Source organism: Dyadobacter sp. CY347, assembly GCF_021502655.1.
GTDB lineage: Bacteria > Bacteroidota > Bacteroidia > Cytophagales > Spirosomataceae > Dyadobacter.
Window position 1 is genome coordinate 1247390 of sequence record NZ_JAKFFT010000002.1, and the last position, 25654, is coordinate 1273043.

At 45.2% G+C, this 25654-nt stretch carries 21 protein-coding genes and 1 pseudogene; 16 read left to right on the top strand and 6 right to left on the bottom strand.

Annotated elements, in window-relative coordinates; translation table 11 throughout:
- Positions 1 to 72 precede the first annotated feature (72 nt).
- From L0659_RS05965 to L0659_RS05975, 3 genes are all read left to right on the top strand, one after another.
- The gene (locus L0659_RS05965) at positions 73 to 1065 is read left to right on the top strand and encodes a FecR family protein (RefSeq protein WP_235124808.1); all 993 of its coding nucleotides are present in this window, start codon (positions 73 to 75) and stop codon (positions 1063 to 1065) included.
- Positions 1066 to 1134: 69 nt separating this feature from the next.
- Entirely contained in the window at positions 1135 to 4674 is a 3540-nt protein-coding gene (locus L0659_RS05970) for a TonB-dependent receptor (protein ID WP_235124810.1), read from the top strand.
- A gap of 124 nt (positions 4675 to 4798) precedes the next feature.
- A complete protein-coding gene (locus L0659_RS05975) occupies positions 4799 to 4987 on the top strand; it encodes a hypothetical protein (protein WP_235124811.1) in 189 nt (62 codons plus the stop codon).
- A gap of 328 nt (positions 4988 to 5315) precedes the next feature.
- Here the strand turns inward: L0659_RS05975 and L0659_RS05980 are convergent, their stop codons facing one another.
- Positions 5316 to 6020, bottom strand: coding sequence for a HEPN domain-containing protein (locus tag L0659_RS05980; RefSeq protein ID WP_235124812.1), 705 nt, complete (start codon positions 6018 to 6020; stop codon positions 5316 to 5318).
- Between the two features lie 126 nt (positions 6021 to 6146).
- On the opposite strand from L0659_RS05980, the gene L0659_RS05985 reads away from it, so the two are divergent.
- Together L0659_RS05985 and L0659_RS05990 are read left to right on the top strand one after the other, a co-directional pair.
- A complete protein-coding gene (locus tag L0659_RS05985; RefSeq protein ID WP_235124813.1) occupies positions 6147 to 6887 on the top strand; it encodes an SDR family oxidoreductase in 741 nt (246 codons plus the stop codon).
- Between the two features lie 37 nt (positions 6888 to 6924).
- Complete coding sequence (locus L0659_RS05990) at positions 6925 to 7845, top strand: AraC family transcriptional regulator (protein ID WP_235124814.1); 921 nt, start codon at positions 6925 to 6927, stop codon at positions 7843 to 7845.
- A gap of 149 nt (positions 7846 to 7994) precedes the next feature.
- Here L0659_RS05990 and L0659_RS26400 read toward each other — a convergent pair.
- Both L0659_RS26400 and L0659_RS06000 read right to left on the bottom strand, forming a co-directional pair.
- Positions 7995 to 8279 (bottom strand): annotated as a pseudogene (locus L0659_RS26400) (helix-turn-helix domain-containing protein); the annotation flags it as partial.
- Positions 8280 to 8416: 137 nt separating this feature from the next.
- Positions 8417 to 9007, bottom strand: coding sequence for an SDR family oxidoreductase (locus tag L0659_RS06000; protein ID WP_235124815.1), 591 nt, complete (start codon positions 9005 to 9007; stop codon positions 8417 to 8419).
- A gap of 125 nt (positions 9008 to 9132) precedes the next feature.
- Here L0659_RS06000 and L0659_RS06005 point away from each other — a divergent pair, with 125 nt between their 5' ends.
- Complete coding sequence (locus L0659_RS06005) at positions 9133 to 9465, top strand: peptide-methionine (S)-S-oxide reductase (protein WP_310590685.1); 333 nt, start codon at positions 9133 to 9135, stop codon at positions 9463 to 9465.
- A gap of 6 nt (positions 9466 to 9471) precedes the next feature.
- Here L0659_RS06005 and L0659_RS06010 read toward each other — a convergent pair whose 3' ends face one another.
- A complete protein-coding gene (locus tag L0659_RS06010) occupies positions 9472 to 9753 on the bottom strand; it encodes a DUF1905 domain-containing protein (protein WP_235124817.1) in 282 nt (93 codons plus the stop codon).
- A gap of 895 nt (positions 9754 to 10648) precedes the next feature.
- Between L0659_RS06010 and L0659_RS06015 the strand changes: the two genes are divergently transcribed.
- The 3 genes from L0659_RS06015 to L0659_RS06025 are packed head-to-tail and all read left to right on the top strand — an operon-like array spanning position 10649 to position 15153.
- A complete protein-coding gene (locus L0659_RS06015; protein WP_235124818.1) occupies positions 10649 to 11200 on the top strand; it encodes a DUF285 domain-containing protein in 552 nt (183 codons plus the stop codon).
- Between the two features lie 18 nt (positions 11201 to 11218).
- Positions 11219 to 13348: a BspA family leucine-rich repeat surface protein gene (locus L0659_RS06020; protein WP_235124819.1), complete on the top strand. Its 2130-nt coding sequence runs from the start codon at positions 11219 to 11221 to the stop codon at positions 13346 to 13348.
- Positions 13349 to 13398: 50 nt separating this feature from the next.
- A complete protein-coding gene (locus L0659_RS06025) occupies positions 13399 to 15153 on the top strand; it encodes a BspA family leucine-rich repeat surface protein (RefSeq protein ID WP_235124820.1) in 1755 nt (584 codons plus the stop codon).
- Between the two features lie 198 nt (positions 15154 to 15351).
- Here the strand turns inward: L0659_RS06025 and L0659_RS06030 are convergent, their stop codons facing one another.
- Both L0659_RS06030 and L0659_RS06035 read right to left on the bottom strand, forming a co-directional pair.
- Positions 15352 to 17610: a response regulator gene (locus L0659_RS06030; protein WP_235124821.1), complete on the bottom strand. Its 2259-nt coding sequence runs from the start codon at positions 17608 to 17610 to the stop codon at positions 15352 to 15354.
- The gene (locus L0659_RS06035; protein ID WP_235124822.1) at positions 17607 to 18224 is read right to left on the bottom strand and encodes a redoxin domain-containing protein; all 618 of its coding nucleotides are present in this window, start codon (positions 18222 to 18224) and stop codon (positions 17607 to 17609) included. Before L0659_RS06035 ends, L0659_RS06030 begins: the two co-directional genes overlap by 4 nt.
- Positions 18225 to 18659: 435 nt before the next feature.
- On the opposite strand from L0659_RS06035, the gene L0659_RS06040 reads away from it, so the two are divergent.
- The 7 genes from L0659_RS06040 to L0659_RS26405 all read left to right on the top strand — a co-directional run bounded on the left by L0659_RS06040 (position 18660) and on the right by L0659_RS26405 (position 25652).
- On the top strand, positions 18660 to 19229 hold the full coding sequence (locus L0659_RS06040; protein ID WP_235124823.1) for a hypothetical protein: 570 nt from the start codon (positions 18660 to 18662) through the stop codon (positions 19227 to 19229).
- A gap of 119 nt (positions 19230 to 19348) precedes the next feature.
- Positions 19349 to 20107: a hypothetical protein gene (locus tag L0659_RS06045; protein WP_235124824.1), complete on the top strand. Its 759-nt coding sequence runs from the start codon at positions 19349 to 19351 to the stop codon at positions 20105 to 20107.
- 90 nt (positions 20108 to 20197) lie between these two features.
- Positions 20198 to 22828 (top strand): hypothetical protein, encoded by a 2631-nt coding sequence (locus tag L0659_RS06050; protein WP_235124825.1) that lies wholly within the window; start codon positions 20198 to 20200, stop codon positions 22826 to 22828.
- The gene (locus tag L0659_RS06055) at positions 22825 to 23361 is read left to right on the top strand and encodes a hypothetical protein (RefSeq protein ID WP_235124826.1); all 537 of its coding nucleotides are present in this window, start codon (positions 22825 to 22827) and stop codon (positions 23359 to 23361) included. Before L0659_RS06050 ends, L0659_RS06055 begins: the two co-directional genes overlap by 4 nt.
- Positions 23361 to 23849 (top strand): hypothetical protein, encoded by a 489-nt coding sequence (locus L0659_RS06060; RefSeq protein WP_235124827.1) that lies wholly within the window; start codon positions 23361 to 23363, stop codon positions 23847 to 23849. Before L0659_RS06055 ends, L0659_RS06060 begins: the two co-directional genes overlap by 1 nt.
- 808 nt (positions 23850 to 24657) lie before the next feature.
- Entirely contained in the window at positions 24658 to 24996 is a 339-nt protein-coding gene (locus tag L0659_RS06065) for a PadR family transcriptional regulator (RefSeq protein ID WP_235124828.1), read from the top strand.
- Positions 24993 to 25652: a permease prefix domain 2-containing transporter gene (locus tag L0659_RS26405; protein ID WP_310590680.1), complete on the top strand. Its 660-nt coding sequence runs from the start codon at positions 24993 to 24995 to the stop codon at positions 25650 to 25652. Before L0659_RS06065 ends, L0659_RS26405 begins: the two co-directional genes overlap by 4 nt.
- Positions 25653 to 25654 lie beyond the last annotated feature (2 nt).

Consider the following 25654-nt stretch of genomic DNA (forward strand, 5'->3'; position numbering starts at 1 on the left):
CAAAAATAGCCATAAAGAAATCAAAAAAAAATATCTTTCTATATTTATAAATTCAATTGGAACAACACTGATATGCCATCTTACGAGCATTTTTCAAGCCAGGATTTTGTGGCTGACGATGCATTTATACATTGGGTTACGAATCCTTCCGAAACTACCGACGCATTCTGGCAGCAGTGGCTCCGGCAGCATCCGCACAAGCGAAATGACGTGGAATCGGCGGCAAAGATTGTGAAAGAGCTCAGCGTCCAGACCAATGTTTTCGAGGAGGAGGAATTGCAAGCCAACTGGGAACGGATCAGACAAAAAACGGCTCCTATACCCGAAAAAGGCAAAGTCATGGCATTCCCACGCCGCTGGCTGGCTGTTGCAGCAAGTGTCACCATACTGATCCTTGCAGGCATTGGCTTGTGGCAAAACGGCAAACCGGTTCAATATGCGACGGGTTATGGCGAGGTGAGAACAGTGACTTTGGCCGATGGCTCGGAAGTAACATTAAATGGAAACTCCAAGCTGTCATTTGTCAATGGTTTTTTTAGCAGAAAAGTCAGTCTGACGGGTGAAGCATTGTTTAAAGTTAAAAAAGTGCAAACGCTCAGTCAGCAGGTGACCTTCAAAGTACAGGCCGACAGGGTGCATGTAAATGTGCTGGGGACGACTTTCAATGTGAGTAACCGTCGAGAAAATGTGGAAGTGATGCTTGTGGAGGGAAAAGTGCGGCTGGATTTGGAAGGACAAGATGCAGGACAGGTCATGCTGGATCCGGGCCAGAAAGCCAGGATTTCGCAAAGCTCAACCGCATTGGTAAAGTCTAATGCTGATCCCGCAAAACATACTGCCTGGCTGCATAAGGAGCTCATTTACAATGGTGAAAATCTGCAAACGGTGTTTCAAAATCTGGAAGACGGCTTTGGCATTAAAACACAGGTTAATGAGCCGGGGATTTTGAAAAAGCGATTTACTGGTTCTGTTTCAACTGATTCGATCCAGAATTTTTATAGTCAGCTTGGAACGATCTATCATTTGCAGGTTGAGCCAGTGCAAGGCGGTTATCTGATCAAGTAACATAAGGATAATTGCAATCGCATGAGGGCAATGTGGCGAATGGTAATGCAACGGTTTTCAGCTTGGTTAGTGGCAATTTTGCTGCTGACGCTTCACGCTAATGCTGCTTTTGCACAACAAATTACCCTTGCCGAAGCTTTGAGCCAGGTTGCTGTAACCTATCAGGTTACATTCAATTATGACACCGACCTTTTAGCCGGAAAGTCAGTCGATTCGTTTGATCTCAATGCGATCGGAAATCCGGATAAAGCCATAGCCAAGCTTTTAAAACCTTATCAGATCAAATTTCGCAGGAGCGGTAAGACGTACATTCTATATCTTGAAAAAGGGAAAAATCGATCTCTTTTCAGTGAAATAAGTGTCAGCGATTCTGCTTCAAAAACCATTCAGAACAATGTAAAATGGCATTTAACGGGAACCATTTTATCCCAAAACGGCGAGCCGATTCCCGGAGCGTCGGTTATGCTCCAAAACACTTCCTATGGTATAAATGCGGCTGCTAATGGCAAATTTGAGCTAGCAGTTCCGGCGATTCAAGGCACTCTTTCCGTTTCTTCGGTGGGTTTTGATACGCAGGAAATTGGTTTTTCAGGCGAAGCGAACCTTGTCATCAGATTAGTTGAAGACACCAAGTTGCTCAATGAAATGATCGTAACCGGTTATTCCAATGAGAGCAGGCGGGATTTTACGGGCGCCGTTTCGACGGTAAAACCGCAGGATCTCATGACTGTTCCGTCTGCCAATGTGGAGCAGCAATTGCAGGGACGCGTAGCGGGATTAACCGTCATTACAAACGGTCAGCCGGGCACTTCCAGCCAGATCCGCATTCGGGGTTTTGGCTCTTTTGGTGGGAATCAGCCACTCTACATTGTCGATGGCGTGCCTACACAAAGCATTTCGTTCATTAATCCTGGTGACATTGAATCCACTTCTATTTTAAAAGATGCAGCCTCGGCATCCATTTACGGAGCCAGGGCCGCAGCGGGCGTAATTGTGATCGCTACAAAAAAAGGACAGCGAAAAGCGCAGCGCATGCAGCTCAGCTACGACGGGTTGTTTGGGGTAACCATGCCGGGGAAAGGACTGGCGGTGCTCAGTCCGCAGGAACAGGCCGACTGGACCTGGCAAGCCAGGAAAAATGATATTTTCCAAACCGGCGGGACCATTGGTCCAAACAGCTTTGCGGGCATTGCCAATGGCCAGTATGGCTCCGGCGAAAAGCCGGTTTTGCCTGATTATCTGTTGGTAGGAAATCGTACGGGCTTGCCAGCTTCCGACGTGGATCTGGATTTGGAACGAAGCAGATACAACACCGACCCGGCATTAGGACCTTATTATTTAGCAATCCCGGCCAATCATCAGGGCACAGACTGGTTCAAAGCCATCAGCAGAAATGCCGCATTGATGCGCCATACACTTGGACTTTCGGGTGGCAATGCATTCAGCCGATATTACGTGGGCATGAGTTATCAAAAACAGGACGGCACGATCATCAATAATAACTTTGACCGCTATACGTTTCGCGTCAATACAGAATATGATCTGACGAGGCGTTTAAGGTTTGGTGAAAATTTGCAGCTTGCTTACGTGTCTGCAACGGGCCAGCAGGGGAGTATGGGCGGGTTTTTAGGAAACAATATGAATAATAATCCGAGCGTGTCTGCGGATGAGAACGACATCCTCGCTGCTTACCGGATGGCGCCCATCATTCCGGTTTACGATGCATTCGGCGGTTATGCAGGTACAGCTGCACCAGGGTTCAGTAATCCGCGCAACCCGGTGGCGAGCAGACAAGCTGCGGCCAACAATTTTAACCACACGATATTTGCATTTGGCAATGTTTACCTGGAATATGACATTATGCCTTTGCTGACATTCAAAAGTAGCATTGGCGGGACTTATTTTAACAATTACAACGGCACATTAACACGCGCAACTTACGAGAATTCCGAAAATATCGCGAACACCACCTACACGGAAGGCTCCGGATTCGGCCTGGCATGGACTTTCACGAACACTTTGCAATTCAAAAAAACCTGGCAACGGCACGAATTGAGCGCGCTCGCGGGAATGGAAGCATTGAACACAGGCGCAGGCAGGAATATCAATGGCTCTGGGATTAACCCATTTTCCACTGATCCCGAATACATTACATTAAGCACAACCATTCCAGGTTCCACGCGGCAGATCGGAAGCGGGCGGTCGTTGGGGAATAACTTTTACTCACTTTTCGGGCAGGGCAGATACATTTTTAAGGAGCGATATATCCTTGCAGCGGTTATCCGAAGGGACGGCTCGTCGCAATTCGGGCCGGAAAATCGTTTTGGTGTGTTTCCTGCATTCTCAGCGGCGTGGCTGATCTCTTCTGAACGTTTCATGCAATCAGTTCGGTGGGTTTCGGAATTGAAATTCAGGGTGGGATATGGGCGGATGGGCAATTCGAATTTTTTGAGTTCAACCAATCAATACAGTCTTTTTGTATCCAATGCGGCCAACGGATATGATCTTGGAGCCAGCAACAATTCCATCTCTGCGGGATATTATAACAGTCAGATCGGCAATCCGAAAGCCAAGTGGGAAACGAGCATCACGTACAATGCGGGCCTGGACGGCTCTTTTTTTAATAACAAACTGGAAACTGCTATTGATATTTGGCGAAAGGAAACGACAGATCTGCTTTACCAGCTTCCTATTCCCGGAGTGGTGGGCACCAGGGCGAACGCACCATTTGTGAATGTGGCGGGCATGCGCAATCAGGGCATTGATCTGCTGCTGACCAATCGGGGAAGTCTGGCTGGGGATTTTCGGTACGAGATATCCGCGTCGGGCAGTTTTCTTTCTAATAAAATAACACGCATTGCGCCGCTGGTGCCCTATTTTACGGGCGGCGGCACGCGGCTGGGCACGCCCGTTGTTCGCAATGAGCCGGGGCATGCATTATCGTCTTTTTACGGTTACCGGGTGACGGGTTTGTTTCAAAATGCAGAAGAAGTGGCCCATGCAGCCGCCCAGCCCGGTGCAGCGCCAGGCCGGTTCCGGTTTGAAGACGTCAATGGTGACGGCAGGATCAATGACAGTGACCGCGCTTATCTGGGCAATCCGATTCCGAAATTCACGGGAAGCATTGCGCTGACGCTCCGCTTCAAGGGCTTTGATCTGAATGCAAATTTGTACGCATCGCTGGGCAGCGAGATTTTCAATAACCAGCGCTGGTTCAGTGATTTTTATCCCTCCTTTACTGGCGCGGCCGTCAGCACACGTGTCCGTGATTCCTGGCTGCCTACCAGCACAAACACCAATGTTCCAATATTTGAAAGCGCAGCCAATTTCAGCACCAATACCCAGGCCAATTCTTACTACATCGAAAACGGATCCTATGCGCGCATGCAGTATGTGAGCCTGGGCTACACCATTCCCGAACAACTGACAAAAAAGGCACATTTGGATAAAGTAAGGCTCGTTTTTCTTACCTCCAATCTTTTTACGATCACCTCATACAGCGGTCTTGATCCGGCAGTAGGAGGGAATTCGGATGCTGTTTTTGGCATTGACGTCGGGAATTATCCGGTGAGTAAGGGTTACAGTCTTGGGCTGTCTGTTAACTTTTAGGTTATGCTGGATCCCAGTCGCGAGGATAACACAAACGTTAAACACCTGGAAGCATTCAAATCCGAGCAGGAAATTCCAGTTTGGAAAGTTTGCGCGTTGCTGCCGAAGCCTTTGGGGTCGGTTGGTGGCTGCAATAAGTGCCGACGCTCCTGATTACATTTCGGTCATTGTAAATCTGGCTAATGGTGCCCCGCTTTCCATTAATTTCCAGGGTGGCGATCGGGCAGATGGTGATGCGTTTGTCTGGGAGATAGAAGGGTCAAAGGGGAAAATTGTCCTAAGAGCCCAAACTCGGCACAAGCTCAACTTGTAATCAAAAGTCGGTTTGTTGTGTTTAATAGTTGGGTAAATAATTAAGCATTGAGAAGCGTATATGTTAAAGACGTGCAAAGTTGGAATTCACCTTCATACGCACAGCTGCACGTCCGAGCACGCGATGCGATCTAAATACAGATCAGCGGTTTATACTTTTAATGACGATGAGGTCATCCCCGCAAAACAGGCTATTGAAATGTTGCAAAAAGAGTTTGCGCAGTCAAGCTAATGTTCAGATTGAAGCTAATGTTCAGATTGAAGCGACTGTGCAGATTGAGGAAAATTCGGGTGTCGAGTTGATTTGGTGTTAGTGGGGAGTGGTGCAATCAGTTTACAGAATGTCTGTCCTTAAACCCCTTAATCCGCTCCCGACAAATCCGCTCCGTCAAATCCCTCAACAAGCTCACCCGACTCCCCAAATACTCCAACTCCTCCTTTTCAATCTTGTAATTCCTGTTATACCTCGCATCGATATATGCCTTTTTAAGCAGAACAAACATTCGCTTCTCATCCTCTGTGGACATTGGAAAAACTATCCCAAACTCCGCATATTGTTTAATGACCTGATTGCCTAGAATCTCAATGTCGTGAATTCTCGGTTTGTAGTCAGTAAACACCAGGAGAATAGCTGCATAGTATCTTTCCGTAGCTTGGTGAAGTTCAAATGCTGCTTTCCGGTAATAATCAGCATCTTGCACACCTTTTGAATTGAAGAATTCATACCCTTCCAGAAAATGCGTCGCAGACTTAAACCAATGCTCAAATTCCTCCGTGGATTTTTCTACCCGTTGCGCCGAATTTAGATCTTTTGGCTCAGATAAGGTGAATTTACCGGAATCAAAAAGCATGATTCCTTCTTTCAGGATATCGACAAAAAAGTAATAATTTCGCTCGATCTTGTCGTTCACGAAACCGATGCTGTGGTAAATGATGCTCGTCCTCGTGATTTCGTCGTTGGCCATCAGTTCCTCGTCCAACTCACGCGATTTCTTGACTTGTTTGGCAGAATTTTTGTCTTTGGTAAGATACAAAATTTCAAAAACCCAATGTCATTTGCATTGCGCTGAGTGCCACACCGACTACACATTCGACAGCTCTGGCTACACTTCGGGCATTTCTATTCCGGAATTTTGTATCGTAACAATCAAGCATACGATATGATAAATGGAATCGAAAATAAAGTGGTCGCCATCACTGGCGCGAGCAGTGGAATCGGTGAAGCCACGGCGGAGCTGCTGGCGGCAAAAGGAGCGAAGGTGGTGCTGGGTGCTCGCAGGTCAGACCTTTTAGCAACCTTAACAGAACGCATCCGGAAAGCAGGCGGCCAGGCGGTTTTTCTGCAAATGGATATTACTAAGCGGGCAGAAGTCGACTCATTGATACAATTGGCTTTGGATGAATTTGGAAGGCTGGATGTGATCATTAATAATGCGGGTATCAGCCAGTTGCAATTAATGGAGGATGTTGATGTGGAAGGGTGGGAGCAGATGATCGACGTGAACCTGAAAGGAACGCTTTATGGCATTGCCGCCGCGTTGCCCGTTTTCAAATCGCAGGGTTCCGGACATATTATCAATATCATTTCTACGGCTGGCATCAATATTGTGCCTACGATGGGTGTTTATGCGGGTACCAAAAACGCAGTACGTACGATCAGTGAAGTTTTGCGACAGGAGTCAAAAGGCCGCTGGCGTGTGACAGGGATTTCCCCCGGGTTTGTGGATACGCCCTTTGCCGGTAACATCAAGAATGAAGCCATTCGGAATGTTCTGACGGAGCGAGCAAGCGAAATCGCCATTCCTGCAACGGCCATCGCAGAAGCGGTTGTCTACGCAATCGCCCAGCCGGATCAGGTCGATATCGGTGACATTATAATTCGCCCTGCGATTCAGGATTGAATGAATCAATTTTAAACTAGTATTTCAAAAAGCAGATATGCACGTGCAACCAGTGATTTTTGAAAATATTGCAGCGCTAATGCAGCGGGTCGGCTTGCCGTCACCGCTGCACCCGCTGATCACATTGGTCAATTATGACGAATACAAACCTGGTCTGGCTGATGCGGGAAGTCAGTATTTGCTGCATTTTTATAAAATAGCATTCAAGTTGCGGTTCAATGGCAAGGCGAAATACGGGCCTGGTTCTTATGATTTTCGTGACGGTGGGCTGGCTTTCGTAGGGCCCAATCAGATCGTCGAGCTATCCAATGATTTGGAAGAGCACGAAGGCTATGCACTGTATTTTCATCCCGATCTCTTTTACAAAAATCCGCTTGCGGCACGCATGCACAGATACGGTTTTTTCTCTTACTCAGTGTCAGAAGCATTGTTTCTTTCTGAAAAAGAGAAGCGTGTCATTAAGTCTGTTTTTGAATCGATAGCAACGGAGCTGGAAACACAAACAGATCATTTCAGCCTGGATGTGCTGGTTTCGCAGATCGAGCTGCTGCTGCATCATTGCAATCGGTTTTACAACCGCCAATTTCTGACACGCAATGTGGTCCATCACGATCTGATCGATCATATGAATTCGTTTTTGAATGAGCGCTTTGAGAAGAAAGAGGCGCTGGTCAGCGGCTTGCCGACAACGCAGGAGATAGCAGCGCACTTAAAAGTTTCCCAGCGATACTTGTCCGATATGCTCAAATCCCTTACCGGTCAGACTACCCAGCAACATATTCACTCGAAGATGGTTGAGAAAGCCAAAGAATTGTTTGGGAATGATTCGCTTACCACAGCAGATGTGGCTTATGCACTGGGCTTCGAGCATCCGCAATCATTCAATAAATTGTTCAAACAAAAAACCGGCATGTCACCCGCTGCTTTCCGCAAGTTGCTTACCCCAATTAGCAACTGATTCTTCAACCTAACTATGCTGGAAATTATAAAGTGCTGAGCGTTTCGACCAATGGCCCGATTACTGAGTATTAATCATTGTCAACCACCGGGCTGCGGCGTTCCAGGAATACAACGTTGCGCCAGATTACGATTGTTTAGCAGCGGTGTTTACCGTGTCTTCGTTTTGAAAAGCTTGCTAAACGATTGCGGATAATCAAAAACTAATTCATAGGCAATTTCACTAACAGATAGATGCGTTGTCGATAATCGCTCTTTAGCAAGTTCGATCAGCTTTTCGTGGATCAAATGTTGGGTAGTGCTCCCGGTGAGCTGTTTCAGGCAATCGCTCAGATACTTGGAAGACAAATGTAATTCCTCGGCCAGAAATTGTGCCGTGGGTAAACCATTGTTGAGGTGATCGGAATCAAAGTAATTGTTCAAGATTCTCTCAACAGGACATTACTCCCTCATCAAAATCGAAAATACTATGGCCGTATTGTATTTTGCAAGGGCATTCCGTTTTCAAAGTAACCTGGTAAAAGTCCGTAATAAGCCTTGTCCGCTGTTCAATTTTTATCTCAGGGAAATCCTCAAACCTCGTCAGGCTCACCAGCGGATGCCTGGGCTTCAGCAGCTGCAAGAGTTCGTGCAGCTGGCTGATCGACTGAATGTGAACCGTTGTTGTCGTTTCCATCGTACAAGTTAGCTAAATCAAACCTGATTTTTTCCGATAGGAATTGGCCATAAATCGGGCGATCATCGCATTCGGCAATAAGGTAATCAACCGTGCGCCGATCCGGTTTCTGCTTCCGGATACCTGGAAATGTTTTTTTGTCTACCAGGGATGCATTATTAAGTTGTATCAAATCCAATTCAGATTGCAAATTCAACACTGCAAACTCACCGCCAGAACCGATCCCTGCATTGTTGACAAGCATATCAACTTCCCAGTTTTGTTTTTGGGTTTCTTGAAAAATTTGAAATGGAGCATCCTGTTTAGTCAGGTCCGCCGCAATGTAAGTTGCCTGCACTCCATATGTTTCCTGTAAATGTTTACTAAGCTTGGAGAGTTTTTCTGCGTTTCGTGCCACAAGAATCAGATTATGCTTTTTTTTAGCCAGCTTTATTGCCAGAGCTTCACCGATTCCACCCGAAGCTCCTGTTATTAATGTGTATTCCATTTTTTCTATGCATTAAATGATAATACAAAGGACGCTTGCTGCCGCTCAACCACTTGTAATCAAAAGTCGGTTTGTTGTATTCAATAGTCGAGTAAATAATCAGGCATCTGGGAAATTTTATTAAAATCCACCTTTACACGCACAGCTGCACTTCCGACCATGCGATGCGATCTAAACACAGATCAGCGGTTTATACTTTTAATGACGATCAGGTAATCCGAGCAAAGCAGGCTATTGAGATATTGCAAAAGGAGTTTGAAGATCCATTCATTACAAAAGTGATTCCGTTCAAGACCTTCAAGTTGAACGATCAGCAATATCTGGATTACTACTATAAAAACCCCGAGAAGCCGTTTTGCAAAACATTCATTGACCCGAAATTGAAGATTTTATTGAAGCAGTTTTCAAGTCACGTGGATGAGGAGAAGTTGAAATCTTCGGAGCGGCAAAGGTTTTAGATTCCATTATGATAATCGTTTGACAACGTCCATGATCTTTTGTTCCTGCCTGCTTTCATTCGGTTGCGACAGAATCGTAGTGATTATCTCGTGCTGCTCATCGTCTGGCAGCGCTGGTGCCAGGTTGATATCTTTGAATTCGTAGCCGTCGATTGTACCCGATACTTTCATTTTGCCCCAGCTTCCCCGAATGTCTTTCGTTCCGGGTATTCCCAGATGATACGTCCAGGCACCCTTTCCGGGCTGATGTCTGAGAATCAACTTTTCACTTTTTAGTAATGTTTTCATCTTTTAGGTTTGCCAGACATTTTTGAAATTTATGGATTAGCCGAGTCCTTTCTTCCAATCGGACACCCAATCTCCCAAATGTGCCCAAACGGATCTTTGAGCTTCCCATTTTTCGAGATGTGATTGTCTGATTAAGTAGCCGTTAAGACGCGAAGAATCATTCCTGGGATACTCATGATGGTATCATACACACTGGTCAAATCTTTCACATTCATCATGTCTTTTTAAATTAGAATTGGAACTCTACAAAGCTACCAATTACCCTTGAAACGATCCTAAGGAAAATTTACCTAGGATAGGTGTCTGATTTCCAAGCTCCTTACTTTCGCTGTCATGAAACAAAACATTAAGCCAAATGAGAGAAAGAGCGTGGGGAAATGATGGTCAGGTTGTATCACAACCTAAGGATCTGGCCGCGCCGCGGAGGCCGCCTAAACACTCCGGAGTCGTGAGCAGGATTGAATGAAAATGAATGTCAAAATGTGACTCCGTTACTGCTTAGGGTCGTCCGCCAACACTACCAGACTTTTTTTTGATCGGAATGTTAAACCGCTTGCAGGGCTAGTATAAGGCTATTTCAGCGTAAACAGTTTTTTAGTCACACTACATCCAATTCCTCAAAATTTTCGTAGATACCGAAATACTTCTATTTGATGACAATCTAGTGCTATAAGAAGATACTGTTAATTCTATTAATGTGTAGCATCATGGTTACTTATCTATTTCATATTAACTATATTTGAGTTTCTTAAAAGATACCGAATAATATGACATAATTCATTCGATCGTGATTGACCGTGTGGTCGTCCGTAGCCAATTCCGATTGCGAAGCCGGTTCAATGTACCGGACCGTCTTGCTTAACCTCAGTAAACCCGCTATTTCTTCTCTCACTTTATGAAGATACTTTACATTTTAGCATTCCTTTTTTGTCTCTGCGCATTTCAGGCGAAAGCCGATTTTATAACCTATTGGAAAACGGGTAATCCGGGCGTAAGCGCTGAGAATCAAATCATTATTCCGGCTACGGGAAGCAATTATTATGTCTATTGGATAGATGTTAACGATACTGACGTTAGTAGTGAAGGACTAGCATCCGGCTACCATACGCTCACGTTTCCGTACCCTGGAACTTTCGAGGTGCACATATTGCCTTTCTTTGGATCTTTTACCAGGATTACCTTTGGCCCCGGGAGCGATGCTCCGAAACTCATTGGAATTACGCAATGGCGAGATTCGCAATGGGCAAATGTGGAGAATGCATTTGCAGGATGCACAAACCTGACCATTACGGCTACTTATATTCCCAACACGCAAAATGTAATATCGATGGCGGGCATGTTCAGAGACGCCATCATCTTCGATCAGCCAGTTAACATTGCCCGAGACAGGCACATTTACCGACTTCCAACTGCTCACTTTCCCTGCACCCATTCCCAAACATCCTAAATCTCTTTTCCTCATCTTATGAACAAACTCTGCACCTTAACACTTCTGTTTTTAATCTTCGCATTCCATGCGAGCGGCCAGTACATCACGGTCTGGAACACGACCAATGCCGGGGAAAGCGGCAATGACCAGGTCACCATCCCGGCCACGGGTACCAACTATGACATTGTCTGGGAAGAAGTTGGCGTTCCTTCAAACAATGGTGGGGTGACGGGCGTATCAGGAAATTATACAATCCAATTCCCGACAGCCGGCATTTATCAGGTAAGTATCACGCCGGGAAGCGGCACTTTCACCCGGATTGCGTTTGGCCCTGACACTGATTACCGAAAACTCCTGGAAATCCGACAATGGGGAAACATCCAGTGGGAAAGCATGGAAAACGCATACGCAAGTTGCAATAATATGACAGTCACTGCGACTGACATTCCTGATCTGCGCAATGTAACCTCAATGCACAGCATGTTTGCCTCCTGCTACGCCGTTACCGGTCTTTCGCAAGCTAACAGTTGGGACGTGAGCACCGTGACAGATATGGCGTACATGTTTGCCAGTACCCATTTTAATGATCCGATTGACAACTGGAACGTCAGCAATGTCACCAATATGGAAGGCATGTTCTTCAACAGTTACTTTAACCAGCCTATTGGTAACTGGACAGTGGGGAATGTTACCAATATGTCTTACATGTTCGATGCAACCGAAACCTTTAACCAGCCCATTGGTTCATGGGATGTGAGCAATGTCACCAATATGGGCTACATGTTTGCAGTGTCACAAAGTTTCAACCAGCCCATTGATGAATGGGAAACAGGCTCTGTGGTTAATATGCGATCCATGTTCGCGCAGGCAGCGGTTTTTAATCAACCGATAGGATCATGGGATGTGAGCAATGTGACGGATATGCAAACGATGTTCAGGAATACCGTCTTTAATCAGCCGATCGGTGACTGGGAAGTGGGCAACGTGGCGACCATGTCAAATATGTTTTACCTGGCAAGTGCTTTCAATCAGCCAATTGGCGGCTGGAATGTGGGCAATGTGACAGACATGCGGTATATGTTTTTTGGTGCAAGTGCTTTCAACCAGCCAATTGGCACCTGGAACATGGGCAATGTGACGATCACCCAATTTATGTTAGCTGGCGCAGGTGCTTTCAACCAACCTGTTAATGACTGGGATCTGAGTAATGTTGCTGATCTGTCCTTCATGTTTTACGGGGCGGTGTCATTTAATCAGCCGGTCAATGGATGGATTTTGAGCGGGGCAACAAATCTTCTTGCCATGTTTTTTCAAGCAACTTCTTTTAATCAGCCTGTCAATGACTGGGATGTAAGTCAGGCTACCAATTTGTCGGGCGTATTCGCATATGCAAGTGCGTTCAATCAACCGCTTGATAATTGGACACTTTCATCTGTTACCGATATGACCTCGATACTTGCTGCCTCTGGGACGGATTGTGTGAATATGTCTTTGACGCTGATAGGTTGGGCAGCTAATACCGCTACCTCAAATAACATTATTTTTGGCGCAGAACAAATAGATTACGGTCCTCCGGCCGCCGAGGCACTTGAAACTTTGAGACTCGCTAAAAACTGGACAATAACAATCGGTAACGAAGTGATATGCGAAGCCCTGGAAGTAACGCTGATTAGCTTCAATGCAAAAAGCACCGGCGGACAGGTGCAGCTGGAATGGGCAACAGCTTCGGAGACGGACAACGACTATTTCGAAGTAGAGCGCTCTGCTGATATGCACAGTTGGAATGCAGTCGGAAAAATAGATGGAGCGGGAACGGTTACCAGTGTACGTAACTATACTTTGGTCGATTCAGCGCCGCTGGAAGGCACTTCTTATTACAGGCTGAGGATTATAGATTTTGCCGGAAAGGCTGACTATTCCAATATCAAGGCTGTGAATAGAAAAATGGCTCCTACGATAAACGTATATCCTAATCCGGCAACGACTTCTTTAACGCTCTCAGGAAAAGCAGGGGGCTATGTTGAGATCTATAATCTATCCGGTCGGCAGGTGGTACGAAAAGAGATTAAAGCTGAGAAAACCGTTATCCCGCTGAGTGAACTTCCTGCAGGTGCCTACTTGATCAAATCCAATGACGGGTGGAATTCGAAATTCATCAAAAACTAGCCCGGAGATTTCTTATCCACATTCATTTTCTAATACTTAAATCTGAACTTATGAAAAAGGTTTGCACCCTTATGCTCCTGTTTATACTATACACATATCATGTTAGGGCTCAGTATATTACCGTCTGGCAATCGGACGAATTTGGCGCAGGTAATCCAAATCAGATTGTCATCCCTGCAACAGGAGAAAATTACAGTATTGCATGGGAAGAAATTGGCGATGCTGCAAACATCGGCTCGGAAACAGGATCTGGTAATCACACGCTCACATTTCCGAATCCCGGGATTTATCAGGTGAGTATCACTCCAGGCAGCGGGACATTCACGCGAATCGCATTTAGCTTTGGCACAAATAGAAAGCTGCTGGAAGTCAGGCAGTGGGGAGATATTCAATGGGAAAGCATGGCAAGCGCCTACGAGAGTTGTACTAACATGAACGTCACCGCAATTGATATCCCTAACCTGCAGAATGTAACTTCCATGGCATCCATGTTTTCAAGATGCCCTTCTCTTAGGACTGTTCCGGGAATTAACAATTGGGATGTAAGCAACGTGACTAATATGCAGGGAATGTTTTATCTGGCCTCAAATTTTAATGAACCTATTGGCGATTGGGACGTGAGCAATGTCACCAGTATGCGCGCTATGTTTGCGTTCACCGCATTTAATCAGCCTATTGGTTCATGGATTGTTAGCAATGTAATAGATATGGGCAACATGTTTTCCGGTGCATCCAGCTTCAATCAATCTCTTGCCGATTGGGATGTAAGCGGGGTAATCGACATGGAAAAAATGTTCTCAAATGCTAACAGTTTCAATGGCGATGTTAGCGGCTGGGATGTTGGAAATGTGGTCACGATGAACTCCACGTTTCTGGCTGCGTCTGCCTTCAACCAGCCAATAGGTTCGTGGAACGTGAGCAACGTAACTACCATGTATGGCATGCTGTCCAATGCCACGAGTTTTAATCAACCCCTCAATAGCTGGGATGTAAGCAAAGTCCGTGATATGTTCGGGATGTTCGCAACATCTCCTGCCTTCAATCAATCGCTGAGCAACTGGACGCTTTCATCACTCACTGATATGACCTTCATGCTTTCGGGCTCCGGGATGGACTGTGCCAATATGGCTTACACCCTGGAGGGCTGGGCTGCAAACCCTGCTACCCCGAACAACATTCCATTCGGTGCGCACGGCCTTAACTACGGGCCTCCCGCAACGGTAGCGTTGGGGACTTTAACAACGACCAAAAACTGGACGGTATCAATCGGTAGTGAGGTTACCTGTGAAGCATTGGAAGTGTCCCTGATCAGCTTCGATGCAAAAAGCGCAGGCGGAAACGTAAAATTGGAATGGGCTACTGCTTCGGAAACGAACAATGATTACTTCGAAGTTGAACGCTCGGCTGATATGTACAGCTGGACCGTAATCGGCAAAACCAAAGGCGCAGGAACTGTGAATGCGGTAAGTAATTATGCTTTAACGGATTCCAGTCCGCTGGAAGGTGTTTCTTATTACAGGTTAAAAATTGTGGACTTTGCAGGAAAAGCTGATTGTTCCAATATCAAGGCGGTAAATATCAAAACCGGCGCGACTCCAAGCATTTACCCCAATCCTGCAACAACTTTTTTAACGCTTTCAGGAAAAACGGTTGGCTATGTTGAAATATACAATCTGCTCGGTAAGCAGGTAGGCCAAACGAAAGTGAATGCTGAAAAAACGGTCATACCGCTGAACGGACTTCCTGCAGGCGCTTATCTGATCAAATCTGATGATGGATGGCATTCAAAATTCATCAAAAACTAGCCCCTGGATCTCCAACCGAAACAAACTTGTTAACATGAAACAGTTCTCTACACTAACGCTTCTATTTCTATCATCTTCATTTTGAGAAAGCGGACGGCAGTGTTAAGGTTTTTAAAGTCATGCATGATTAACATTCAAATACGATGATTGAACAAGATAATCGTTAAAGAGCCTGTTGTCTGAGTGGGTTTTCGAGGACTACCCGTTGGTGCTGGCACTTATGCTATGCCACTTCCGGATCATATTGATCAATTCATCCAGTTTAATGGGCTTGCTGATGTAATCATTCATGCCGGCATCCAAGCAGTCCTGCCGGGTTCCATCAATTACATTGGCTGTAATTGCTATGATAACTGGCTGATTGCAAACGGTGTCCCTGATCAGTCTCGTTGCTTCCAAGCCGTCCATGACTGGCATCTGAACGTCCATCAAAATCAATCCATAATTTTTCTGATTGGCTGCTTCAACCGCTTCCTGGCCGTTTTTGACAATGTCGGGGTTGTAGCCCAGCTTTTTCAGAATGCTTACCATTAGACGCTGATTTACCATGTTGTCTTCTGCAACTAGAATTTTGAACGGGTAATCGTCGGCCAGATCTACAATGATCTTGTTGTTTGGGGCAACATTGGTTTTGATTTGTTTTGATTGTTGTAATACTCTGAAAATGTGCTTGCTAAGCGCTTGCTGGCGGATTGGTTTAGTTAGAATGGATGCGAAAAGTTTGCGATAATTGTTCTTAATTTCTTCACCAATAGAGCTTAGCAGGATAATTTGCAAATGTGGTGCGTAGCGGCGAATGTTCTCTGCGAGTGTCGTGCCGTCCATTTCAGGCATTTGCATATCGGTGATCACGAGGTCTATTTGCTGATCCCCAAAAAGAATTTCCATTGCTTCGGCGCCGGAAGAGGCCATGACTGGGTTTAATTTCCAGTTTTCCATCTGCCTTTTCAGGATCGCGATGTTGGTCGCGTTGTCATCGACGATGAGGATCTTCTTGCCTGCATAATCATTCATGTCCTGATTTTCATAGGCTGGAAGGATCTTGGTGCCCTTTTGGGTTTTAATTGTAAAAGAAAATATAGATCCCCGGTTCACTTGACTTTTTACACTGATCTGCCCGCCCATCAGTTTTATCAATTTTTCGGAGATGGCCAGTCCCAAACCAGTGCCGCCGTATTTTCGGGTGTCGGAAGAATCAACTTGGGAAAATGCCTTGAACAGCCTGCTGATTTTGTCTTCCGATATGCCTATGCCTGTATCACAAACGTCAAAAAGCAGCTCAATTTCGCTGTCCGAATGTTGCGTAACTTGTTTTACAAATACGCAAACTTCTCCTTGCTCGGTAAATTTCAGCGCATTCCCCACCAGGTTAATCAGCACTTGCCGCAGGCGCAAAGCATCGCCTAAGATCTGGATTGGCACATTCTCATGGATCTGATATACCAGGTCAAGATTTTGCTTGGCTGCCTGGCTGCCAAATATGTCCAGCACATCCTCAATGTTTTGGCGCAGATGCAAGTCGTCGTTTTCAAGATCCAGCTTTCCCGATTCGATTTTTGAGAAATCAAGAATATCATTGATGACATTAATGAGCGTATCTCCACAGGTTGCGATGGTTTCCGTAAACATCCGTTGTTCCTCAGTCAGCTGGGTTTCCTGTAAAAGGGCTGTCATGCCGACAACCCCGTTCATCGGGGTCCGGATTTCGTGGCTCATGGTAGCCAGGAAAATGCTTTTTGCCTGGTTTGCCTTATCGGCATCCTGTTGCGCGCGTGTCAGTTCTGCGTTGATAACAATTAATCTTTCATTGGCTTTGAGCTGGATTTCTTCGTTTTGTTTTCTGACTAAAGATAATTGCGCTTCCTTTTGCAGGATGGCCATTTCCATGGTCTGGCGGATTTGAACTTCATTATATTTATCGAGCATAAAAGCCCATAACCCGCAGATAAAGAAGATGGTGCCTGCGAGTAAAATGTGGATGGTAAAGGTCAGAAAATCAAAATAATCGAGGCGTGTAAAATAGATTTCCGTAAATCCGCTGTCCTGTAAATATCCGAAAATGGCGTGATGCAGCATGACCACCAGCATGATCGGAATTTGCAGTTTCCAGTTTTGGTAAGTGATCAAAACAGCGCTCCCGATGAACGCGAAAAAGTGCATTTCAAACAATCCATGCATTTGGTAAATAAACTGCGCCATGTAAATGCCAAGCACTACACTGAGCACATATTGATAAAGATTGGACTTCGGAAGTGCCATCTTGACGGAATAATAAGCCACCAGCAACATGCTGCCTACACCCAGTGCTATTTCCCAGGTGTCGTAAAATGTAGCCAGCATTAACCCGATCAGGAAGTAACATGGCAAAAATAAATTCATCAGCCGGTCCGACCTTTTCCTGGTCTCAAACCGCAAATGATCGACTTGTAAATTGGGTAAAGCGTTTTCTTGATTCATATGAGAAGAAATATTCGCGATTTGCAAACCGGCATTGTACAGCCGTATGACTTCAATGCCTCCGCATTCAGAATGGGCAGCTTTTGGCTTTTCAGCATGCCTTCCAAAGCAATTTGGGCATATGCTGTCTTTTTGTCGGTGCAATAACGGCTGGAATTGTAATTTCCCCGGTAATATAAAAGTTGGTTTTTATCCAAAATAGCGGCCTGGGGCGTGGAGTAAACCCCGCATTGCGCCGCCAGGGATTGGTCGAAAATGACAGGAATTTTAAGTCCTATTTTGGATTGAATTTTTTCCGTTGAATAAACCTTATCTGACATGACTACAACAATGAACCGAATGTCGTTGCTGTGTTCGCGGACAAGTGATTGGAAGTGACTTTTATTGAACCTGGAACACGGACATTTCGGATTATAAAAATGCAGGAACACAGGTTTCTGGCCATTTCCGGTGAGGTTTTCCAACAATTTAATCTTGGTTCCAAGTGGGATGGATTGGTAATCTTTGGGAACTGGGGTCGGGAGTTTGTATTTCCAGTCGTTGTACCAAAAGAGCGCTCCTATTGAAAATAAAAGTAATAGAAGCCACGATGTGACTAGTGTGAATCGTATCATGGGCAAGTAAGAACAGTGAGTGTGTTGTCTGGTACGCTTTCTTGTTATTATTATACTACGAGAAGAAGACAAATGTAACAATCATTGTGAAATAAATATATTTTGTAGGACTATTTTAATGTAGAATTTTAGTTGTCATATACCCGCAAAATTATGGGGGATAGTGGCCCGCGAGCATTTACGGTGCCTCCAAAATTGCATTGTCAGATCATTTCAAATTTGTGAGATCCTACGCGAATCGAAGCCATTTATTTGTCCTTGAGGATGTTATGAATTTAAGTTATCCATATATCTCCACGCTGGGCAAAACACAGTATTCAAAAAATAGCTTTAATCTGAAAGTAAACGGATTGGGAAAAAATATAAACTGTATTATATTTGTAGAAGTATTTGTCAAATTAATTTTATAGTTCTTCACTGTTCACATTTCTTTCTATGAAATCAAAATTTTCCTATTCAACACTTATGATTGTATTGGGTCTGGGGCTCGGAACTTCTCTTTCCGCATTCGCTCAGGACGATGCAGATGACACACACCAGATCTCAGTAGTTGTTCCGACCGTTGCCCTGCTTGACTTGGAAACTTCGTCGGTTCGCAACTTTTCCGCGGCATTTACACAGGCTACTCCGCTTGAAGCAGGGGACAAGGTGACGGCGCCCGCTGCCAACAGCACACTATGGCTTAACTATTCATCAATTCAGACGGCGGAGATTTCGAAAAAGGTCTTGGTTGAAACCAGCGCGTTGGTTCCCGGTGTGGATATCAATGTGGTTGCAGCAGCATCAACAACAGGATCGGGTGACAAAGGCGACCCTACAACAGCATTCAACCTTACTGTTGCGCCACAACCATTGATCACAGGAATCGGCAGTGCCTACACCGTCTCTGGTCCAAACAATGGCCACTTGCTGACCTATGCATTTGCATCCAACAACACCAATTATGCTGACTTGCGCTCCGGCACAGTTACCGTGACCGTAAAGTATACATTGGCAGACGAATAAGCCTAACTAATTGAACACTTCATGACGCTTCAATCCGGGCCGAACGCCCATGTGCCGGCCTGGAAAGGAAGTGATCACACCAGTAGCAAAGCATGAGATTAGCCGCAAAACTATTCATAATGTTGTTCCTCTCGGGCCAGCTTAGTGCCGCAGTGGTAATTTTAAACGGATTAACACACACACATACATTGCAAGGCACGGATGCCGGAACGCAAGGCATTATACGTGTGAAAAATGAAGGGGCAAAAAATGCGCGTATATTGGTATACCGTCAGGACCTTGTCTCTGATTGTGCGCAAGGCACGCAATATCCCGAAAGAGGCGGACACCAGCGTTCGTTAGGTGAGGGATTGAAGACCAATGTTGATGAACGGACCGTAGCGCCAAACGAAGTTTACGAAGTCCGTTATACCATTGAACTGGACCATGCAAAGTCAGATCCCGGCACGTATTGGGAAGTGGTGATGGTGGAAGTCGCCGAGCCTGTGCGTGAAGAAGCCAGGAAAGGGGTTATTGTAAATTCCACCGTGCGTTACGCGGTTCAGGTGATTGTGGACGTGGGTACATTTGAGGGGCCGCAGCTTTCTTATGAAAATGTGACTTTTGAAAAATTGGCCGAAGGGCAGTCGAACCTGAAAGTCCTGCTTAAAAACAATGGCACATTTGCCTCACGGACCAATCTGGTGCTGGAAGTATACGATGCGACAGGTAAGCTGCTAAAAACAACAAAACCTAACACACGCATGCTGTATCCGGGCCAGTGCAACACATTTGAAGTGCCTGTGAGTGATCTCGAAAAGGGAAAATATGACTGTGTGATCGTAGCAGACACGGGCAAAGATCTCTTCGGTTCCAACATTACATTACAGGTCGACTAAGCTTTCCCGATCCCATTGATCCGACTAATTTTTATAATGATGTTCGCGGCAAGTCTGAAGGGGTTTTGCCAACAGAAAATCCTTGTCAGTTTGTCCAATTCCCCCGAAAAAGCACCGCCTGGGGGACACGTCACCTTGTTCTTTAATGTCAGTGCTACAACCGAAATTCAGGATTCACTGAAGGAAACAATCGACCTTCCAAAAGGGTGGAAACTACTTTCAACAAGGAAGCCGGCAAAGATTGCAGGAGTGACCGAACTGCGTTACTTTTTTGTGATCGGCGCGCCTTCAGATTGCACTGCAGGTGGTTACGAAGTGACATTGAGCGTAAAATCCGGCCAGGAGCAAGCGAGCAAGAAAGTGAATGTGATGGTGGAGCAGGTTCGTAAAATGGAGATGTTAGTGGTTTCTCAGCCTGAATTTGTAAAAGAAGGGGACACTCTACGGATTGACTATCTGATACAAAATGCGGGAAACAGTAAAGAGACGGTAGGCATAAAATCCAGCCAGGGGAAAATCCTTGACATTAAAGACAGCCTTACGCTCGGGCCGCAGGAAAAGATCAATGTTACGGTTTTGCAGATCATTCCTTCCACAGGACACAATGCATGGCAAAGTGCAACCGATCTCACTGTGCAGATGACGGGCGGGGAGCCTGCCGTTTACCAGGTTGTAACAACGCCTGTTTTTTCATCAACGATTAAAAAAATAGACCGCTATTTTCGCTTTCCAATGGAAGTGGGAGGTGGTTTTATGTCTTACAAGATTGGCAGCCGGACAATGATGGCTTACCAATATAATGTAACGGGCAGAGGTTATTTGGATCAAAAAAATAAGCATTACATCGATTTTACCGCACGTGGCCCAAATCAGTTCAACTTTCCGGCATTGGGAAATTATGATCAGTATTCGCTTGAATATCAATATAATAAGAGAACATTCGTTTCGGTCGGTGATTATGTTTTACAGCTCAACAATCTCATGGAATTCGGCCGTTTCGGACGCGGACTGAAATTGGAACAGCAATTTGCAAAAACGGGTTACGTCCTTTTTGTCCAAAAAGCGAGGTTTTATTTTAATCAAAAAGAGTCATTTGGCGGGAAATTCATCTATAAAATAGGAGAGTCGTCCAATGTGGGTGTAAGCTACACTTCCAAGCATGTGCTGCGCAGGAATGATCAGTTCTGGTCTAATCTCATGGGCGTTTCCGGCACAGCGCGTACCAAAGGTTTGATTTTGGAAGCGGAGCTGGCAGCTGGTCAGGCAAGATTCAAGACCGATTACGGTGTTTTTCTTAGGCTGCTTTTGACAAAAAAATGGCTTAATGTGGCTTCAAACCTGATATATGCGGGCAAAAACTTTTATGGGTTTTATAACAACAGCATGCTCATCAGCAACAACATTGGTTTTAATATTTCCCCCAAAGTAACCCTTGGCGTCAGCAGCAATTTTTCCAGAGTAAACCCAAGCCTGGATGAGACATTTTACAGCGTCTCACCAAAGGACCGGAACTACACGGCGTTCCTGTCATACCAGATCAACAAGCGCAACGGATTTTTTGTCTATTATTCTTCCCAGGAAAGAGAAGACCGGCAAAGACCTTCCGACTTTCATTATGCCGAAAAATTCGGCAACCTTACTTACAACCATATCGCTGAGAAATTCACCTTCTTTTATCAGGGCCGGTTTGGACGTTCTCAAAATAAGCTTGTCTTTGATAATTCAGGAAAGAAGGAATCCTATTCTAACCTGATCCAGCCAACATTCAGGGTGGTGCGCGGGCTTTGGCTTGGCGGCTATTTCGAGCATCAGCATACGAGTAAATTTTCTGCAAATGATGCCATTGAAAATCTGTTCTATTATGGTGGAAATGCAGGTGTTAATATCAAGCGCAACCTGTATGCTACTTTTTTATACAGAAACAATTACGCGCCAGACGAGCTTTATATCAAACGCAGTTTTCTGGACGTCTCATTGCTGCTGGACCTAAGCAGGCATAAATTCACAGTTTCCGGCGGCAAGTCCCACGTTCCGAATGCGCAGAACGCGGATCAGAATACATTGTTTTTTACTGTAAAATATGCGCTCAAACTGAATGTGCCATTGTCCCGCAAGAAAAATATTGGCATTGTACGCGGCAAATTAACAGGAGAGGGCTTTCCCAAACAAGGCAATCTGATTCAGCTTGGAAATCATAAATTCCTCACAGACAGCTCCGGAATGTTTGCTTTCGAGGGCGTTGCGCCGGATGCTTATTATTTGAGCATAACCCAGAATGATGCCAAAAACGATGGAGTTGTCCCTGTGATCAAAATGCCCCTGCTCGTTGGTGTGCCTGCTGATAGCATCAGAAATGTGGAAATACGGATGACCAGAACAGGCAATGTCAAAGGCAAAATCGAATTCTTGAAACCCAGCCAGAATTTATCGTCAGTGTTAAGCCAGAAGCCAACCGTTCTGGTAAAGCTTACCAACGGAACCGACAGTTTCCTGACCGAATTAAATGATCGTGATGAATTCTCGTTTAAAGAAATGCGACCGGGTAAATGGACATTATCCGCATTTATTCCTGCAAATCAGGATCGGTTTGTCATTGACGATAATGTCAGGGAATTTGAAATCGAATGTGATAAGACATTCAATGCGATTTTTAAAGTACATCCTAACCAAAAAAAGATCCACTTTTCCGACCGGAATTTTGATGTTTCTGTAAAAAAATGAAAAGCACATTGTTCATATTCCTGTTGCTGAGATGCCTTGCCGTTATCGGGCAGACGAGCACAAATGTGAGCATTACGCTGCCTCCCGTATCGCTGGTTGATGTGGTTCCGGCGGCTTCGGGCAATGTGATTTTATCTATGACAGCGCCAGTTGAAGCCGGGACAATTGTGGGATCTGCGACACCGAGCGCTAACACCTGGCTAATATTTACATCCGCGGTCCAACCTGGCGTAACGCGCAGCATTAAAGGAGACATTATCGGAACACTTCCGGCAGGCATTAAGCTGCGCCTGACCGTGGCGGCCTATGCGGGGACAGGACAAGGATTTACAGCAGGCAGCAGCACGGTAACGAGCAGCATTTACCTGACCAATTTGGCCACCACATTTATCAGCAACATTCGGGGTGCCTATACGGGCACAGGTTTAGGAGAGGGGTTTAAACTGACCTATGCTTTGGAAATCGACGGCTACGATAAAATCCGAAGCGGAACTTCCCAGGTTACTGTAAGATATACAATGGTTGATAACTGATGAAAAAAATCGGATTTTTAGCATTGATGCTTGTCTTCGGAACAAATTGCGTTGGTCAAACATTAACCATCGCCAATTTGCCCTTGGGCGCAACCTGGACTGTTCCAACACTATCTTCGTCCGTAACGACAGCAGGCAAAGATTACGTGGTTTATGGAGAAACCAGCGTGGTCGCCCAGACTACATTAATGATCAATGCACTGCTTTTTTGGACGGTAAATGTGCAATTGTCCACAACCACAAACTGGAACCCTAGGCTTAAAGTCTACGTAGTCCGAACAGGAAACGGAACCGGAGGTGCCATTCTGAACGGCGGGACGACTTACAAGGAAGTTACCACAACCACCCAGGCATTTTTCAGTGGAAGTCTCGGGCTCAATTATGCCCGCGACAATGTTCCGGTACAATATAAAATCGAAGGCATGTCCGTGATGCTTCCTGCTAAAACTTACACCACGACCATTGTATATACGGTTTCAGGAATTTAGATTTGAAAAGGCTGGGCATATGCTGCCCGCCATGAAAAGAGTTAACATCTATTTGCCTATGGATATCATATCGCTAGACCATAGACATTTTGAGCTTCAATATAACCCGCTTTCGCCCATCCAAAAATGAGGTAAACAGTGGAAAGTATAATTACTATTGGAAACACGAAAACAAATCTCTTTCTGTAAGATGCTGCTTTTATTGGTATTAAGGAAATTATACCTGCTCCAATACATCCTGCAAAACCGACTGCAAGAATGGTAATAGGCACATCGGACATGTAATTGAGAAATGAGCTTTCCGATTGAGGGATTCTAAAAATCAGAGATAGAATATACGGTTCGAAAGCAAGGAGAAGTAAAAGGATGACCGCAGCACCCCAAATTAGTCTCAAATACATTGATAGCTTTTTCGCAAGTTAAGATAAAGCAATCAGCAATCCATCTTACCCGTAATAGTTGTGCAACAGCCACGGTCGTTATTATGTAAATCGCCGGCTGACTACAATGTGACTTTTCGAGCATAAGGAGGAGTGTTTTAGTTCAATTAATGCAAGACGATGTACGTTTAACTGTAATTATTTTTGCACTAACAAAATTACAAGAGGGGATTGGCTAGCAGAGCGAAGTTCCAGAGAATGTTAAGGACAGGTGCAATAACTGTTTCGGTAGCGAACGTTCGGATGTCCGGTATCGGACATCATGCTTCATCTAGAGTAAATCTAAATAGTTAACAATCAACCTATTGTTGATCATTTTTTTTCTGGCTCAAAAATTTAATCAGCAAAAGTAGAAGTTATAGAAACATATGAAGCGGACCTATTTAGGTGAGTTTGAAGAAATCGTCTTGCTGGCCGTCGCGACGATGGAAGGCCACGCTTATGGCGTGATGCTGATGCATGAGATCATTGAACAGACTGGCCGGGACGTAAGGCTGAACCAGGTGCATTCGGCTTTGCAGCGTTTAGAGGAAAAAGGAATGGTGAAATCCGAAATGGGTGAACCTACTGCGGAACGGGGCGGGAGACGCAAGAGATTGTTTAAGGTTACAGCTTACGGGCAGCGCACTTTGCATGAGATACAAGAAGTAAGGGTGAGCTTCTGGAGCAGGATTGTAAATCCATTCAAGTTGGAAATCAACTTATGAAAAGCAAAGATGAATGCTCGTCAAAACCTCCAAAATGGGCCGATAGGCTTCTACTTTGGTTTTGCGCCTCTGATTTGGCAGAGACAATTCTGGGGGATTTGCATGAGGACTATGCTTGGAAAGTAGCGCGTCTTGGTGAGAAAAAGGCGCGCTGGTACTACTGGCGGGAGGTTTTAGGATTTATTAAGCCAAGATTTTTAAAAAGGACATCAAGTATTTCATTCCGTTTATCTAGCCCTGATATGATACGCAATTATTTCAAAATCGCTTTCCGGAATCTTGCAAAGAACAAGGGATATTCCACTATAAATATCGGTGGATTAGCTGTCGGTATGGCCGTGGCTATGTTGATCGGACTATGGATTAATGATGAGCTTACATTTAATGACTCTTTCAAAAACCATGAGCGCATTGCTCAGGTGCGGGAGCAAGGAATTTCAAAAGAAGGGAAACGTTATTCGAACAACTCGCTCCCATACCCACTTGCAACCGAACTTAAAGCCAATTACGCAAGCTATTTCAAGCACATCTTATTAGCTCAGCAGCCAGAAGAGTGCATTTTGGCCACAGGAGAAACAAAACTGACGAGGAAAGGGCAATTTATTGAAGCCGGTGCGCCTGAAATGCTTTCGCTAACAATGCTCAAAGGAACCTGAGC